This window comes from Proteiniphilum acetatigenes DSM 18083 (genome assembly GCF_000380985.1).
Classification (GTDB): Bacteria; Bacteroidota; Bacteroidia; order Bacteroidales; family Dysgonomonadaceae; genus Proteiniphilum; species Proteiniphilum acetatigenes.
In genome coordinates, this window is record NZ_KB905693.1 from 221,664 (window position 1) to 238,178 (window position 16,515).

At 42.9% G+C, this 16,515-nt stretch carries 10 protein-coding genes; 5 read left to right on the plus strand and 5 right to left on the minus strand.

What is annotated here, in order from left to right; translation table 11 throughout:
- The first annotated feature begins 25 nt into the window (after nt 1–25).
- The 5 genes from dnaG (at nt 26) to F597_RS0102985 (ending at nt 6,993) form a co-directional block, all read left to right on the plus strand.
- The gene (dnaG, locus tag F597_RS0102960) at nt 26–2,053 is read left to right on the plus strand and encodes a DNA primase (protein ID WP_019538221.1); all 2,028 of its coding nucleotides are present in this window, start codon (nt 26–28) and stop codon (nt 2,051–2,053) included.
- A gap of 166 nt (nt 2,054–2,219) precedes the next feature.
- Nucleotides 2,220–3,119 (plus strand): ABC transporter ATP-binding protein, encoded by a 900-nt coding sequence (locus F597_RS0102965; protein ID WP_019538222.1) that lies wholly within the window; start codon nt 2,220–2,222, stop codon nt 3,117–3,119.
- Between the two features lie 71 nt (nt 3,120–3,190).
- Complete coding sequence (locus F597_RS0102970) at nt 3,191–4,501, plus strand: ABC transporter permease (RefSeq protein ID WP_019538223.1); 1,311 nt, start codon at nt 3,191–3,193, stop codon at nt 4,499–4,501.
- Nucleotides 4,502–4,816: 315 nt separating this feature from the next.
- Nucleotides 4,817–5,641, plus strand: coding sequence for a diaminopimelate epimerase (gene dapF, locus F597_RS0102980; protein WP_026327060.1), 825 nt, complete (start codon nt 4,817–4,819; stop codon nt 5,639–5,641).
- A 143-nt stretch (nt 5,642–5,784) separates the two neighbouring features.
- Nucleotides 5,785–6,993, plus strand: coding sequence for an LL-diaminopimelate aminotransferase (locus tag F597_RS0102985; RefSeq protein ID WP_026327061.1), 1,209 nt, complete (start codon nt 5,785–5,787; stop codon nt 6,991–6,993).
- Between the two features lie 33 nt (nt 6,994–7,026).
- Here the strand turns inward: F597_RS0102985 and F597_RS0102990 are convergent, their stop codons facing one another.
- The 5 genes from F597_RS0102990 to F597_RS0103015 are packed head-to-tail and all read right to left on the minus strand — an operon-like array spanning nt 7,027 to nt 16,451.
- Nucleotides 7,027–8,133: a DUF4185 domain-containing protein gene (locus F597_RS0102990; protein WP_081624315.1), complete on the minus strand. Its 1,107-nt coding sequence runs from the start codon at nt 8,131–8,133 to the stop codon at nt 7,027–7,029.
- A gap of 58 nt (nt 8,134–8,191) precedes the next feature.
- A complete protein-coding gene (locus tag F597_RS0103000) occupies nt 8,192–9,694 on the minus strand; it encodes a RagB/SusD family nutrient uptake outer membrane protein (protein ID WP_019538229.1) in 1,503 nt (500 codons plus the stop codon).
- A gap of 11 nt (nt 9,695–9,705) precedes the next feature.
- Nucleotides 9,706–12,798: a SusC/RagA family TonB-linked outer membrane protein gene (locus F597_RS0103005; protein ID WP_019538230.1), complete on the minus strand. Its 3,093-nt coding sequence runs from the start codon at nt 12,796–12,798 to the stop codon at nt 9,706–9,708.
- Nucleotides 12,799–12,832: 34 nt separating this feature from the next.
- The gene (locus tag F597_RS0103010) at nt 12,833–15,580 is read right to left on the minus strand and encodes a GH92 family glycosyl hydrolase (protein ID WP_019538231.1); all 2,748 of its coding nucleotides are present in this window, start codon (nt 15,578–15,580) and stop codon (nt 12,833–12,835) included.
- A gap of 13 nt (nt 15,581–15,593) precedes the next feature.
- The gene (locus tag F597_RS0103015) at nt 15,594–16,451 is read right to left on the minus strand and encodes a hypothetical protein (RefSeq protein ID WP_154671055.1); all 858 of its coding nucleotides are present in this window, start codon (nt 16,449–16,451) and stop codon (nt 15,594–15,596) included.
- Nucleotides 16,452–16,515: the final 64 nt, after the last annotated feature.

The window sequence follows — 16,515 nt, forward strand, 5'->3', positions numbered from 1 at the left end:
AAAATTAGTATTTTCGTACTGCCAAATGATCGACCAGATAACTATAGGACGTATTCAGGATGCGGCACAAATTGTAGATGTCGTATCCGATTTTGTCACGCTCCGCCGCCGGGGAGTGAACTATGTGGGTTTGTGCCCGTTCCATGACGACCGTACTCCCTCATTCTATGTCTCTCCCACCAAAAATATCTGCAAATGCTTTGCCTGTGGTGAAGGGGGATCGCCTATCCACTTCGTGATGAAGCATGAGCAGCTTTCCTATTACGAAGCACTGAAGTATCTTGCCCGCAAGTACAATATTGAGGTGGTGGAAAAGGAGTTTACCGATGAGGAGAAACAGGCCCAGAGCGATCGGGACAGTATGTTTATCCTCAATGAGTATGCCCGTGATTATTTTGTAAAGATACTGCATACCCATCCCGAAGGGAAGGCCGTCGGACTTTCCTATTTCCGCGAAAGAGGATTCCGCGACGATATCGTGAAAAAGTTCCAGCTTGGTTACAGCCTGGAGCAACGCGATGCCTTCTCGGTCGAGGCACAGAAAGCCGGATACAAACGCGATTACTTGCTGAAAACAGGATTATCTACCGGTAACGACAATCAACCGCTTTTCGACCGTTTCCGTGGAAGGGTGATTTTTCCTGTCCATACACTTTCGGGGAAGGTAGTCGCTTTTGGTGGTCGTATCCTCAAGAAGGTAGAGAATACGGGGAAGTATGTGAACTCCCCCGAAAGTGAGATCTATTCCAAAAGCAAGGAACTCTATGGCATTTATTTCGCCAAGAATGCCATAGTAAAACAGGACAAGTGTTTTCTGGTGGAAGGATATACTGATGTGATCTCTATGCATCAGGCGGGAATTGAAAATGTGGTGGCCTCTTCCGGGACGGCGCTTACTTACGGGCAGATCCGTATGATACACCGTTTCTCCGAGAACATTACTGTCCTCTATGATGGCGATGCGGCGGGGATTAAAGCAGCGCTGAGAGGGATCGACCTGCTGCTGGAAGACGGTATGAATGTGAAAGTAGTACTTCTTCCCGAAGGAGAGGATCCTGATTCGTTTGCAAGAAAGCGAAATGCGGAAGGTTTTCATCAATATATCACGCAGAATGAGGTCGATTTTATCCGGTTTAAAACACAACTGCTGCTGAAAGAGGTGGGAGATGATCCTGTCAAGCGATCAGGATTGATATCGAGTGTGGTGGAGAGTATCGCGTTAATACCTAATACCATTACCCGTTCTGTTTATATCCAGGAATGCTCCCAACTGTTGAATATGCAGGAGCGGGTACTGATCTCGGAGATCAATAAGATACGTCGTCGCAATTACGAAAGGAAAAAAGAACAAAAAGAGAAAGAGCCCGTTTTGCTGCCGGAGCGTGAACCGGAAGATATGCCAATACCCGGAGAAGAGACGAAAAGCAAGGTTTCTTTAAAAAGTCCTTACGAAAAATATGAAAAGGAGATACTACGTTATATAGTCCGCTATGGTAACAGACCTATTTACCGGAAGTTTGAAAAACAGAAACGGAAACAGGGCAGAGAGGTCATTGAGGAGGATGTGTTGGTAGAAGAGGGGCCGGGAGTAACGGAATTTGTAAAGTTCGACCTGGAGCGCGATAACATCACATTTACTACTGGCTTGTACAAACGGATTTTTGAAGAGGCTGTGGCGTATATGGAGGATACGGATTTCGATTCCGGCCGTCATTTTCTCTCGCATGTCGATCCGGTTATCAGCAAACTGGCATCGGAGTTGATGAGTGACCGCTATCATCTGAGTAAGATCCATGCGAAGATACTGGGAGAAGAACTCGATGACAAAGATTCCCGATTGTTGGAGGAAAACCTGCTGAATTCCTATGTACCCCGCGCGACGACAGAACTGAAAAATGCCTATGTCCTGCAGCAGATCAAGGAGATAAAAGAGGAGATGCGAAAAAGTAATACGGATGATTCTCTTTCTCTTATTGTCCGGCTCCAGCAGTTACAGGAGATAAAGAAAATTCTCTCGAAAGAGTTGGGAGAAAGGATTATATTGAAATATTAATGATAGGCTCCGCTGATAGTGGCTTCGTCGATATAGCTTCGCTGATAGTGCACTTCGCTGATAGTGCACTTCGCGCGATAGTAACTTTACTGATAGTTGCACTTTGTGCGATAGTTCGTTTCACGCGATAATTGGTAATTAGTAATTGGTAATTAAATTAAAATAGATGTATTTAGAAACCAGTAATGTCGTAAAACAGTATGCCAATCATCTGGCGTTGGATAAAGTGAGTATTCAGGTACCCCATGGTACTGTCTTTGGGTTGTTAGGGCCAAACGGAGCAGGAAAGACTACGCTGATCCGCATCATTACCCGTATTACTGCTCCTGACAGTGGTGAAGTGATGATCGACGGCCGTCCCTCAAAAGCCGAAGATGTGTACAGGATCGGTTATCTGCCCGAAGAACGGGGTTTGTACAAAAAGATGAAGGTAGGGGAGCAGGCGATGTATCTGGCGCAACTGAGGGGATTATCTAAAAAAGATGCACATCGTGAATTGATGATATGGTTTAAACGGTTCGACATTATGGATTGGTATAACCGGAAGGTTGAGGAGCTATCGAAGGGGATGCAGCAGAAAGTGCAGTTTATCTCCACCGTAATCCACAATCCTGATCTGTTGATTTTCGACGAACCTTTCAGTGGTTTCGATCCTGTGAATGCGGATATAGTAAAGAGGGAAATGTTGCGACTCAGGGATGAGGGAAAGACCATCATCCTCTCTACGCACAATATGGAATCGGTAGAGGAGTTGTGTGATAATATCGCGCTTATCCACAAGTCGCAGGTGGTGTTGCAGGGAAAAGTGTTTGGTATCCGCAAGGAACATCGTCCCGATATCTTCCGGTTCCGGCTGATGGGCAATGAATTCGATCTGGAACACCCTTCTTTTACTCTGTTGTCGAAACAGCCTTACCATGAATTTATCGATCTGCGTATCCAAAAAGAGGGTGATATCAGCAGCAATGAACTGGTGAGATTAATTCTCGACAGGTATGAGGTAGTGAGTTACGATGAAGAACTGCCTACCATGAACGATGTATTCATCAGAACCGTCACAAGATAAAAATACAATTAATCGTTTTCGATGAGTTAAATCTCCACAGGGAATTAAAATCAATTGAATATCCATTGCACATGAACAGATTAGGTTTAGTAATCCAAAGAGAATATATTACCAGGGTAAGAAAAAAATCATTTATTATCCTTACGCTCCTTATGCCGTTATTGATGGTGGCTTTGTCATTAGTCCCCCTATGGCTTTCCACCCTTAATGACGGGAGTGTGAAGAATGTAGCCGTAATAGACAATACGGGTATCTATGCACCACTATTGAAATCAACTGACGCTTATCAGTTTCAGGTGATAGGTGGATCGGAGCAACAGGAGCCGGAATCGAGATTGGGAAAGGAGCTGTTTGCTATTTTACAGATTACCGAAGACCTGAACAAAAATCCACGGGCGGTTTCGCTCACATCCCAGAAACAGGCTCCACAGGAGCTCCAGTCGATGATTGTGAGGACGTTGAACGAAAAAGTCACACAACAAAAGTTGGATGATCTTTCATCGTCGGGTAATGTGGACAGGGAAGCTATTACACAGGTACGTTCCATTGTGGAAGAAGGATCAAAGGTTTCTTTACGGACATTGCGCCTCGACAGCGGCGGAAGTGTGTCGGAATCGTCTACCGAACTGGCTACCATCATCGGGATGCTGTTCACCATCCTTATCTATATGTTTATACTGATGTATGGGAACATGGTGATGCAGGCGGTACTGGAAGAGAAGAAAAGCCGGATTGTAGAGGTGATGGTCTCTTCCGTAAAACCAGTCAACCTGCTGGTAGGTAAAGTGGTAGGAATCGGATTGGTAGGGATTACTCAATTGATTATCTGGGGGATATTGATGGGACTCTTCTTCAGCGGACTCTCCTTTTTTATTGCCTCTCCCGGACAGATGGACACTGCTATGCCGGCCGAAATGAGTAGCTTCGATATGGAAGGAATCATGAATACGGTTATGTCGGTCAACTGGCTGGAGATCGGTTTCTATTTTATCCTGTTTTTCATTGGAGGATATATTCTGTACGCTTCTATCTTTGCCATGTTCGCATCAGCTGTCGATAGTGAAGAGGACACAAGCCAGTTTATGACTCCTGTAACGCTTATTATCGTGTTTGCCTTCCTTGCCGGATTCTATAGTGTGAATAATCCCGACGGGCCCCTGGCTTTCTGGGCATCACTGATTCCATTCAGTTCACCCATTGTGATGATGGTGCGTATTCCGTTCGGAATTCCGTTGTGGGAAAAGTTGTTATCGATCGTGCTGCTCTATGGGACATTTATCCTTATCTCTATCCTCGCCGCCAAAATTTACCGGGTAGGTATTTTGATGTACGGTAAGAAGCCATCTATCAAAGAGATGGTGAAATGGGTGAAATATAAATAAAACTTTTGATTGTTTTTTACATGAAAATAAAACAAAAAGTTGTATTTTTGTCAAATAATTAGCAATTTTCTATTTGAATGGGTTGTTTTATACGAAATCGTTTAAATATTTATTGAGGAGGATATAGTATTTTGTTTCAGTCGCGATAATGTAGTCCAGATGATAAAGCAGATCACATTTATTGCATATAATCTTAAAACACTTGCCTGATTCTATGGAATCACGCAGGTGTTTTTTGGGATAATAGGGCATCATTATTTCGGGATCCGGTGCCAAACCCTATTTTGATAGAGAATGCAACAAAGTTTCAATCGTATGAAGTTTGAAAAAATGCAAGCCGCAGGTAATGACTACATTTATGTCAACCTGTTCGAAGAACAAGTGGATGATCCTGAAGTATTATCCCGCCGGATAAGTGATCGTCATTTTGGTGTCGGGAGTGATGGGCTTGTCCTTATCGGACCTGATGAAGAGGGTGATTTTTCGATGAAGATGTATAATGCCGACGGTAGTGAAGGTGCGATGTGCGGCAACGCGGCACGCTGCGTGGGCAAATATCTTTATGAAAGAGGACTGACTACAAAAAAGGAGATTGCATTGAACACCAAATCGGGGATAAAATATCTTTTGTTGACGGTGAATCCACAGAACAATAAGGTAGAAAGTGTCCGGGTAAATATGGGAAAAGCGATTTTCTCCGATTCGAATTTGGTTACAATTCCTGAGATGGTGAATTATCCCCTGTCGGTGAATGGTAAAGAGTGTCCCATCACCTTTGTCTCAATGGGCAATCCGCATGTAGTCATCTTTATGGACGGTATTGATAAGCTGGATATTGAGAAAATTGGATCACTGATCGAACATCAACCTTTGTTCCCGCAACGGACCAATGTGGAATTTATTGAAGTGATTGACCGAAGCCATTTGAAGATGCGGGTATGGGAGAGAGGAAGCGGCGAGACGCTTGCCTGTGGAACCGGAGCATGTGCTTCGTTGGTCGCCGGGGTGATCACAGGCCGGTGCGATACCAAAGCCTCTGTTCAACTCAAAGGAGGACTACTTGAAATTGAATGGGATAGGGATGACAATCAGGTCTATCTTACCGGTGATGCCCATTTTGTATTCAAAGGCGAAATTTAATGTGCCAATCCCGATAAATCGGGACAAGTAGTGAATAATGTGCCAATTATAAGTGAAAAAAAAGTGGAAAGATGTCTAGGTGGTTAGGTTTAACCAATCTTTTTCAATCTTCTTCAATCTCACTCAATCAACAAATCGAATATATGTTTGAAATCAACGAGAACTATCTGCAACTAAATGAAAGTTACCTGTTCAGCACCATAGCTAAAAGAATAGAGAAATTCAGTGCTTCACATCCCGAAGCCGATATTATCCGGTTGGGGATCGGAGACGTGACACTGCCTCTGCCTCCATCTGTTCTCCAAGCCATGCATAATGCAGTGGATGAAATGGGTGTAAAGGAGACTTTTCGCGGCTATGGACCGGAACAGGGATATGCTTTTTTGCGGGAGAAGATCTCGGAGGTCGATTTCAGGCAGAGAGGGATTGATATCTCACCCGGTGAAATTTTTGTGGGTGACGGCTCTAAAAGCGATACGGGTAACATTGGTGATATCCTGGGAGAGGGTAATGTTGTGGCTATCACCAATCCTGTCTATCCTGTCTATCTTGACACCAATATCATGCGCTTGGGTAAGTCCTCAAAGATTGTGTTGCTACCTTGTGGAGAGGAGAATGGTTTTCTGCCCGAAATGCCTTCGCAGCACCCGGATGTGATCTATCTCTGTTATCCCAACAATCCTACGGGTACGGTGATGACCAGGGAACAACTCAAACAATGGGTGGATTATGCGTTGGAAAACAGGAGTCTTATTCTGTTTGATGCGGCCTATGAGGCTTTTATCCGGGACAGGGAAATACCTCGTAGCATCTATGAAATTGAGGGAGCAAAGGAATGTGCCATCGAATTCCGTTCTTTCTCCAAAAATGCCGGATTCACCGGTTTGCGATGCAGTTATACCGTAGTCCCGAAAGTGCTGACGGCAAAAACCTCCGAAGGGAATGATGTCTCGGTGCACGGATTGTGGAATCGCCGCCAATCTACTAAATTCAACGGTACGCCATATGTTGTCCAAAAGGCAGCCGAAGCCGTTTATTCACCGGAGGGTCAACAAGAAGTACGCGAAATGGTCTCTTACTATATGCGTAATGCGGAGATGATCAGGGAGGGACTGACAGAAAAGGAATGGACTTTCTTTGGCGGTGAAAATTCCCCCTATATCTGGCTGAAATGCCCCGGCGGCATGGATTCATGGACATTTTTCGACCGCCTGCTCCAGGAGTGCCATATTGTAGGCACACCCGGCGTAGGATTCGGCCCCGAAGGCGAAGGCTATTTCCGGTTGACCGCCTTCAACAGCCATGAGAGGACTGCCGAGGCGGTACGAAGGATCAAACAATGGGAATATTGAAAATCTTTCCAAACTTAAAGTATTAAACAATACTTATTTCAGTATGGTGTTCATTGATACCCAAAAGAAACGCGGTTTATAAATAGATACATCACTATATAAATCGGGTATATTCTTTGCATTGACACAGTAACTTACTAATAAATTCTCATTCGAATCATATTGGGGATGAGCCATTGCATTATATGTAAATAATGTTGAATCTTCCCCCTCGGGTATAGTATAAATATGCTTTTTATTTGACCACGGTCCTTCAGGTGTATCGGCAGTAAAAGTATAAATTTCGGGCTTAAACCTGTCTTGTGTTAACAGGATGAATTTGTTATTGTGCCTGAAGACACTGAATTGTTCCGAAACAGGGATGTCAATACCCTGTAACGATTTGCTCTCTTTCACGTCGGTTACCCAGTTGTTACCGTCAAAATATTCCCAATCTTGTAACTTATCATTTACCAAGCGGGCCCGGGCCACATGTAAGCCTGCGGTGAAGTCTGCTTGGGGATTTGAACCATACACATAGTAAAGGCCATCGTGTTCGGTGATCCCAAACCCGAAGTGCGTGTCTGTCTGTTCTACAGTCAATAATTCCTGTTTGTCAATTACGGATAAATCCGAAAGACTTAACCGGTAATACAGGGTTGAATGCCAGTAAAAATCCCAGGTTCCCGTCCCTGTCTGAACAATAGTGGACATAAATACATGTACGATATTGTTCTTTACAAAACCGTGCATAGGCCAAAGGATGGCCGGATATCCATTTACTTTTTCTGTTTTTAACAATGATTCCGGACTCATGGGGGTACCTCCGGTTATAGTCTGTACTGACTCTCCATCCAGTAGTTGCCATACATTCCCCATAATAAATGGGGATGATTCTGCCCTTTGGTTATCGATGACTTCACCTAAAAATGAATCACCCCATAACCAGAAACTTCTGGTATTATCTATTTGTATGGATATGGCTCCATCACCACCTGTAAGATTATTTTTTCCGGCAGGAAATAAAAATTCCACCATTTGGGTGTCAATAACTATTTCTCCATCATCAAGAGGGGAATCAGATATGTTTTCCTGCCTGTCGGATTGTTGACAGGAAAAAACAAATAGTAAACCGGATAATATAAATAATTGAAATCTCATTTTTGTAATGATTTATGTAACTCGAACAGAAATCCTGTTCCTGTTCGAGTCCTGTTAATTAATACCCTTCATTTTGGGTTAATCTTCCATTAGAAATAATTCTATCGTTATTAGGAATCGGAAATAGAAAGTTGGCTTCCCTTGGAACAACTCCCGGTTTCGCTGTGCCTACCAGCTCTTTTATTTCGTCCAATGTACACATACGCACGAGGTCATGCCAACGATGTCCTTCCATCGCAAATTCCATACGCCTTTCTTCTAAGACAGCTTTTTTAAAGTCTGCGTAATTATCGGCTGGAGTATCACCTAATCCTGCACGCTGACGAACTGCGTTTAATGCATCTTTAGCGGCCTGAGTCGGGTTTTGATTGATTTCATTCAATGCTTCCGCTTTTATCAGGTACATTTCAGCGGTACGCAGATAGGGGAGGGTGGCATTGGATTCATTTCCTTTGGGCTCGGCTATCCTGTCCCAATATTTGCAAAAATAGGGAGCGTCGAATGTTTCCGTGGAGCCGTCAGTATAAGTGAATGATTTGAACAACGTCACGTCACGTCGTTTATCCTCAGGATCAAAAGTACTATATAGATTCTCCGTTGCAGCAACCCATCCCCGGGCATTGTTAGGCCCTCCTTTTTCAGTATCCATCTGAGGCAATAAACGAACCAGAAATTGATTTCCTTTCCACCCCTGACTCAATGAGGCATTGAAATTTACTTCCCATATCCGCTCTCCTTTGAATCGGTTTTCTAATTTAAACAGATCTTCATAAGAGCCCATTGGAAAAGCAGGAATCACCGCATCGGCCTTTTCTACAGCGTTCTGGAGATAAGTGTTATTCTTCTCTTTCTGTCCCAGCGTCAAATATACTCTTGCCAATAAAGCAGAAGCTGATAATGCATATGGACGTCCATAGCCCAAACGATCTTCATACTTCAGGTTCTTTTCGGCAAAATCCAGATCCTCCAGTATTACAGGATAGATTTGGGCTACGGGTGTTCTTGGGATCTGACTCTCCGAAACACTTTCGGTTGGAACTGTATGTAAAGGGACATCTCCGAAGAAACGGGTCAATTCGAAATAGCACAATGCACGGAAGAATTTAGCCTCGGCGATCAACTGATTTTTCTTGATTTCATCCGTAAAGTGAATGGCAGGAACTTTTGCAATTACCGTATTACAGACATTGATGGTTGTATAAAAATCACGCCATAAACAGGCAACCCTGATACTATATGCATCTACTTGAAATTTATCAATAGATTGATAGTCAGGGGATGACTGTTTGGATACTGCATTGTCGGACATTAACTCAGGGAGTTCCCAGAAGTCATTGTAAAATAATCCCCCAAAATGATCGCTCCACAAATTAAATGCATCCGCGTCAGAGATCAGGTAACTGTAAATTGCATCCGTAGCGGCAACGGCGTCGGATTCGGTTTTATAAAAATTCTTATCGACTTGGCTTCCTTTCGCTTCTTCATCAAGGAAATCGGAACAAGCAGAAAATATTCCTGTTGATAAAATCCAGATTGACAAGTATAAATATGTTTTTTTCATCGTGGTAGTCTTTAGAAATTCATTTTAAGTCCTAACATATATAATTTGGGTACAGGGTAAGAGCCGTAGTCAGCGCCCATACTCAGGTTGTTCTGTCCGAAGCGGCTTACTTCAGGATCATATCCCGAATATTTTGTAAATGTATGTGCGTTTTTTGCACTTATATACACTTGTAATGCATTACAGTTGAACTTTCTTGTCAGATTTACCGGAAAATCATAAGACAATGTAACATCTTTTATTCTCAGGTAGGAACCGTCTTCCACCTGATGATCAGAAAATACATTTGACATGGGCGAAGCATTTGCCCTCGGATAATCATTGGTGGGGTTATCAGTTGTCCATCGTTTCAATGCAGCAACTGAATTATTCTTTTGGCCATCAAAACTTTCGAGTGAAAATAAATTGAAATTGGCAATCGAATTTCCTCGTACACCTTGTAAATAGAGGTTCAAATTGACAGCACCTTTGTTTTCTCCCAGTTTCAATGAGAAAGTGTTGTTCCATCCGTATGTGAAATCGGGATTGGCATTTCCTAATTCAAAAAGGTCATCCTCATTCAGCACGTCGCTGGTTCCTTCCCTATTCACATACTTTCTGTCACCATATGAGATGGTTCTTCCGGGGAAATGGACAATTTGGGAGAGATCTTCATCCAATTGTGCGATTCCGTCTGTTTTGTAGCCATATATGGTTCCGATGGCTTTGCCTTCCATAATTCTTGTCCAATAGTTGATCCCCATTATACTTATGCCGGAAATTCCATTTTCATTACCCGGCAAATTGGTCACCTTATTCCGGTTAAGTCCGAATGTTAAGTTCGACTCCCATCTGAACTTGCTATTATCTACCGGTATCGCATTGAATGTAAAATCAAATCCTTTATTTTCAAGATTACCTACATTTTGCATAGCCACATCATATCCGATATGTGATTCAGTAGGCACAGTTAGTAGCAAATCTTTTGTTTTTTTGATATAATAGTCAGCGGATAGGGAATATCGGCCATTATAAACACCAATATCGAAGCCAACATTCAATTGGGCCGTTGTTTCCCATTTCAGGTCCTGATTACCGAGAGTGTAAGGTGCCTGCCCTTTTATGATTTGGGATGTACCGATATAGGCTTCCGTTCCTTGCAATAATCCCATGGAACTGTAGGGAGAGATGCCTTCATTTCCTACTAAACCGTAACTTACGCGTAATTTCAGGTTGTCGATAGTGGTTTGCTCTTTCATAAAAGCTTCTTCGGAAATACGCCATGCAAACGCAGTAGAAGGGAAAAATCCATATTTATTATTTGTACCGAACTTGGAAGAACCATCTACCCGACCGGTCAACGTCAGCAAATAACGACTGTCATACCCGTAATTTACACGAGCCAGATAAGACAACATTTGCCATGAGCTATACCCTGTATTTGCCAATTGAATTTTGGTCCCCTCCTGAATAGAATGATAACCCAATCGTCCATCTTCAATCCCCGATCTGGATACTATAAGCGGTGTACCTTCATATTGTTGGGCAGTAACACCGGCTACGGCATTTACTGAATGTTTTTCGGCAAATCTGTTATTATAACTCAGTGTATTTTCCCAAACCCAGGTATAACCATCTGCTTGTCCCACAGAGGCAATACCCTCACTGGCCTCTCCCCGTTTAATATGAACAGGTGCAAAACTCAGGTCTTTTACGTTATAATAATCAATACCAATACTTGTTCTGAAGTTTAACCCTTTGACAATAAACAAATCGGCAAACATATTACCTGTCATTCGAAGTGTTTTGTTCAGTTGTTCATACGTATTGGCATCTTCGACCGGATTTCCAACAGCCGGATTCGATATATTGTTTTCATATACATATGTGCCATCCGGATTACGTACTGGTAATCCCGGGTTCATTTCCAAAGCCCATGATGTTATACTGGATGCAATAGCGCTTTCATAATTGGTCACCACACCGTTGGACTGACTGTAAGTGACATTCATTGTATTCCCGATTTTGATTCGCTCGCTCAATTCCTGGTCTAAATTAAAACGAAGGCTCCCTTTTTTATAGTCTGATCCGAGAATGATGCCGTCTTGAGAGAAAAAATTGGTCGACAGGAAATAGGCCGATTTGTCGCTTCCGCCTGAGAAAGCCAATTCATAATTCTGGATAGGGGCTAAGCGGAAAATTTCATTCTGCCAGTCCGTACTTCTTTTTCTCAGGTTGTTTAAGTCGGCAAATACCAGTTTTCGATCGATATTGGCATTGTCTGTAGCTTCATTCCCCAAAATTGCCAACTGTTCGGCATTTAGCATATCCATCTTTTTGGCGATACTCTGTATTCCGTAATATGCGTTTGCCGATGTCCGTACTTTACCTTTACTCCCTCGTTTTGTAGTTACCAAAATCACACCATTCGCTCCACGCGCTCCATAAATTGCTGTAGCAGAAGCATCTTTCAATACCTCGATCGATTCCACATCGTTTGGATTCATCAGTGCCATGGGATTCAAAGGAGGGGTGTTCATGGCTCCCGAACTCGCACCTCCATTAATTACAGGTATTCCGTCAATTACATACAACGGTTCATTTGTCCCCATTACGGAACTTGTACCACGGATACGAATGGAGGTGCCTGCACCCGGTTGGCCGGAGGTGTTGGTCACTACTACACCCGCAGCACGACCTTGAAGTCCCTGGTCAATAGATGTGATCGAAGTTTTTACTAAATCGTCCGATTTTACGGAAGCAATGGCGGCCGTCAGGTCGCTTTTTTTCATTTGTCCGTAACCGACAACAACCATTTCATTCAAATAGATGGATTCCTCGTTTATTGTTATTGAAAGGGTTTCATTATTTGTCAATGGTATTTCAACCGTTTCATAGCCGATATACGAAAAAACGAGGTAATCACCCGGCAATGCATGGATAGTAAATTTTCCGTCGATATCGGTTACTGTACCGTTAGTGGTGTTTTTTACCAGCACACTCACACCGATAAGCGGTGTGCCGTCATCTTCCGTTACAATACCTGAATAATCTTTGTGCTGTGCATATAGGTTACTCCATAGACAAAGATATAATAATAAACAACATAATTTTAAGGGTCTCATGTGCATCATTTTTAGATATATACTAAGTAAAAAATTATTTTTCTGTTCCCCAGCTCTTGTTTGGTGCTGAGTCCAACCAGATTTCCAAACATCCTCCGGCACCAAAATCTTTGTGATCGATCCAATATCGGTTGTAATCTTTCCCGTTCAGTTGAACTTTCTGAATGAAACAGTTCTTTTTTGAATTGTTGTATGTCCTGATCTTAAACTCGTCTCCTTTATAGTATGTAGGATTCAGTTGAATTGTAATTTCATCAAATACGGGACTTGTAATCTCATAGGAAGGATTTTGTGCGCTGGTTCCTTGTACGCTAAACAGTCCCAATGCCATCAAAGCGCTTACGCCTCCCATTTGCCCCTGATCTTCGTCATGGCCACCATATCCCCGGTCGGGCGTAATTGCCCCGTAAGCCTGTGCCCCGACTTTTCTTACCCAATATTGGGAAAGCCATGGATGACCCGCCAAATTGAATACATGTGCATTTGAACATCCGGGCTGATTGGCATAGCTCACATATCCACTGCCGTATCCGAATATGAAATCATCTTTTTCTGACTGTTCAAAGGCATAATTCAATTTTTCGCATAACACATCATTTCCTCCCATCAACCGGGCCAATCCGGAAATATCGTGCGATACTCCCCAGGTAGCTTGCCATGCATTAGCCTCAACCCAGCCTCTATTATTTAATGGATCTAATGTTACCCACTCTCCCTTTTCATCTTTTGGAAAGAGTAATTTCTGTTCGGAGTTGAATAATTTTTTCCAGCCCTGGGAGCGTTTCAGATAATAGGCGGCATCTTTCTTTTTGCCCATCTTGGCAGCCATCCGAGATAGAGCCCAATCCTGAAATGCTGCTTCGATGGTAATTCCGGCATTACCGGGATAATATCCGTTTTTGATGTAAAAGTCAATTTCCTTTACCGGACCGATCATACCTCCCGGCTTATGGTTTCTCACCATTGCTTCGTATGCCTTCTCAGGTGTTGTCTTCGTCAGCATGTTCTTTTGATAGGCGCTTGTGATTAAATTGGTTGCCGGACAGCTTGTCATGATATAGGAATATCCGCCGGCATTGGGGCCACGGGGCAGTAATCCGCCGTTCTCGGCATACTGGACAAGACAGGCGGCAAAATCATCCAACACTTCCGGCCAGGCCAGTCCCCAAAGTATATTCAGGTTCCATTGCGTTAACCAGAATGCGTCGGAATTGTACATATGGAAACGAACCGTACCGTCAGGTTTTTTGGGTAATGTACGCACAATTAATCTGGCATTGACGGTGGCATTTCCTACCCGTTCTCCTTGCGTATAATCGGGATAATCGCCCGATACATCATCCAGTTTATGTCTTCCCAGCAATACATGCCACAGATCGGTATAGAATTTAATCTGTTGTTCGTGTGTTCCACCTTTTACATCGATTCGTCCGAGCCAATCATTCCATTCTTGTCGCGAATCTTCCCTGACAGCTTCGAAATCCCAGCCAAACTGATCGCTTTCCATGTTTTTGCGGGCATTCTCTATGCTTGTGTAAGAAATGGCAAATTTGACCTGAATTTCATCGCCGGCCTTTACATCATATATAGCACTGACACCGCAGGTGGGGGCATCGTAGTAACTCTCATTTGCATTCCGGGCTGTTTTTTCGTTTACCCCTTGATGTGAAGTAATATTTTTCAGGACTTCCTTATCATCCCACGCATCTAATTGCTGAAACGGTTTGTCAAATTCCATTACAAAGAATATTCTCACATTATCAGGGCCACCCCAGAACCGTCCGGTCGTATTGACCGAACCTTCAATTTGGGTATTGGTCACTTTGGTAACGCGGCAATCATTCATTGTGGTGGTTCCCAGATATCCGCCTAAATTGAGCAGTAAATTCGAAGTATTGTCTTTTGTATAACGAAGCTTGTAGTAGCTTACTCTGTCGGTTGTGGTTTGTTCCACCCAGATACCATAATCCTGTAAAAATACCCGATGATATCCGGGCTGTACAATTTCACCGTCATGTGAAAATGTAGATTTCCAGTGTTGCTCACCCAATACAGGATTGATATTACCGGTGGTCGGCATCAGGCTGATTCCCGATAACATCCAGCAGTGCACCTGGGGAAATCCGAGTATTTCAAGCGAATTGTAATTATATCCGCCCCCATACTGATTCTTATTACGGGTCATTGGAGCAGCGCTGATCATACCGAACGGACGGCTTCCTGTCACAAAAAAGAAATAACGTCCGCGGGCTGACTCCACATATGGATCCACTTTTGAAACATAATCGATGTAATCTTCAGGAGCCGGATACACTTCAATTTCAGACAACCCGATATTCAATCCGTCTCCATCAGTTGTTTCGAATTTTACCCATGTTATTTTTTTGGTCGGAAAGTCTACCGCTTTTGCCCTCCCGTCGTTAGGGATTTGATTGACGAAAATAGTGGTCCCATCGCTAAAGTGCAATGTCCCGCCCGCGATATGACTTTCTTGTATCGGCCGGTCATATAATATGATCCGGTGGATGTTTTGCGGTTTTTCCCATTCTAATTTAATCCACGGATAATCAATAGCACCCCATGAAGTTTGTCCGCTTGCCGAAACCCATTCTCCCCGGTTTTCGATACCTATCAGTCCATCCACCGCTTTTTGTGCCGAAAATTCGGCACTCTTTTCAGAAGAGGCTGTTATTTTGGCTAAGGGTGCGATATTGTCGGGCCCTGCAAACAGGCAAAAGCTGTACCCGACAAACATAAATATGATAAATATGTATTTGTACATAAGATCTGATTGTTTAGTAATTACCTGGAGTGCAAGATGCCCAACTGTAATTTGCAGGATCTTCGCCTCTGTAAGGAGTGAAGTTGGGCGATTTAGGAATTGCAACAAACTTTTCTACAACCGGAGTTTCCTCAGTATAAGGATCACCGAGCCACGATAAATCCATAAAGGTTTGTATCCATAGATTGGTATCATCCAGCCTTAAGACCTCATATTTATCAATCGTCGGTGTGGTGGATAAGAACCCGAATTTTATCAAATAAATAGAATCTGCTTTTAAGTCTGTCCCGATATACTTCCACGCACAGTACTGGTTTAAGACATCAAATCCTGCTCCTGCCGGATCACCCCAGTCATATTCCCAGCTCAGATCACTATTTAATCGGTATACATTGTCTAACATGGCTTCTTCTGTGGTGTTCTCTCCGTTTGTTGTTTGTTCGGTCAATTTCCAGTCAAATTTTGACAACCGTCCAAAATCGGTCAATGTCACTGAAATAGCCAGATCTGAAGCATCAATCAATTTATCTTCCACCGAATATCCGCTAAATGTGTAGATCAATGTCCCCTCTTCATCACCTACTTCAATTTCCTGTTCGAATTCATAAGAGTCGGAGATACTGTTTACGGGAACATTTATCTCATATCCGGGAACTTGTTCCCCATTTACCCATTTTGTGATTACCAATTTCTTTATATCGGAGCTTCCATATGTTACGGTAGCCCTGATCATATCGCCGGTATATCCTGAAAAAAGTAATTTATCGAGAATTACTTTAGCGTCACGATGAATACTTTCATTTTTCTCGCAAGAAAAGAACATAAGCAACATACATGAAATACATCCAATAATTTTACATACGTTTTTCATTGTTTTTGTTTTTTGAATTTATGTTTCTATGCGTTTTTTATAATGCTGTTTTAAATTATTGATT

What these genes read in the sequence shown, in the direction of transcription:
- dapF (WP_026327060.1), top strand. Translation starts at nt 4,817, where the DNA reads ATGAAGTTTGAAAAAATGCAAGCCGCAGGTAATGACTACATTTATGTC.
- F597_RS0102990 (WP_081624315.1), bottom strand. Translation starts at nt 8,133, where the DNA reads ATGAGATTTCAATTATTTATATTATCCGGTTTACTATTTGTTTTTTCC.
- dnaG (WP_019538221.1), top strand. Translation starts at nt 26, where the DNA reads ATGATCGACCAGATAACTATAGGACGTATTCAGGATGCGGCACAAATT.
- F597_RS0102970 (WP_019538223.1), top strand. Translation starts at nt 3,191, where the DNA reads ATGAACAGATTAGGTTTAGTAATCCAAAGAGAATATATTACCAGGGTA.
- F597_RS0102965 (WP_019538222.1), top strand. Translation starts at nt 2,220, where the DNA reads ATGTATTTAGAAACCAGTAATGTCGTAAAACAGTATGCCAATCATCTG.
- F597_RS0103010 (WP_019538231.1), bottom strand. Translation starts at nt 15,580, where the DNA reads ATGTACAAATACATATTTATCATATTTATGTTTGTCGGGTACAGCTTT.
- F597_RS0102985 (WP_026327061.1), top strand. Translation starts at nt 5,785, where the DNA reads ATGTTTGAAATCAACGAGAACTATCTGCAACTAAATGAAAGTTACCTG.
- F597_RS0103005 (WP_019538230.1), bottom strand. Translation starts at nt 12,798, where the DNA reads ATGAGACCCTTAAAATTATGTTGTTTATTATTATATCTTTGTCTATGG.
- F597_RS0103015 (WP_154671055.1), bottom strand. Translation starts at nt 16,451, where the DNA reads ATGAAAAACGTATGTAAAATTATTGGATGTATTTCATGTATGTTGCTT.
- F597_RS0103000 (WP_019538229.1), bottom strand. Translation starts at nt 9,694, where the DNA reads ATGAAAAAAACATATTTATACTTGTCAATCTGGATTTTATCAACAGGA.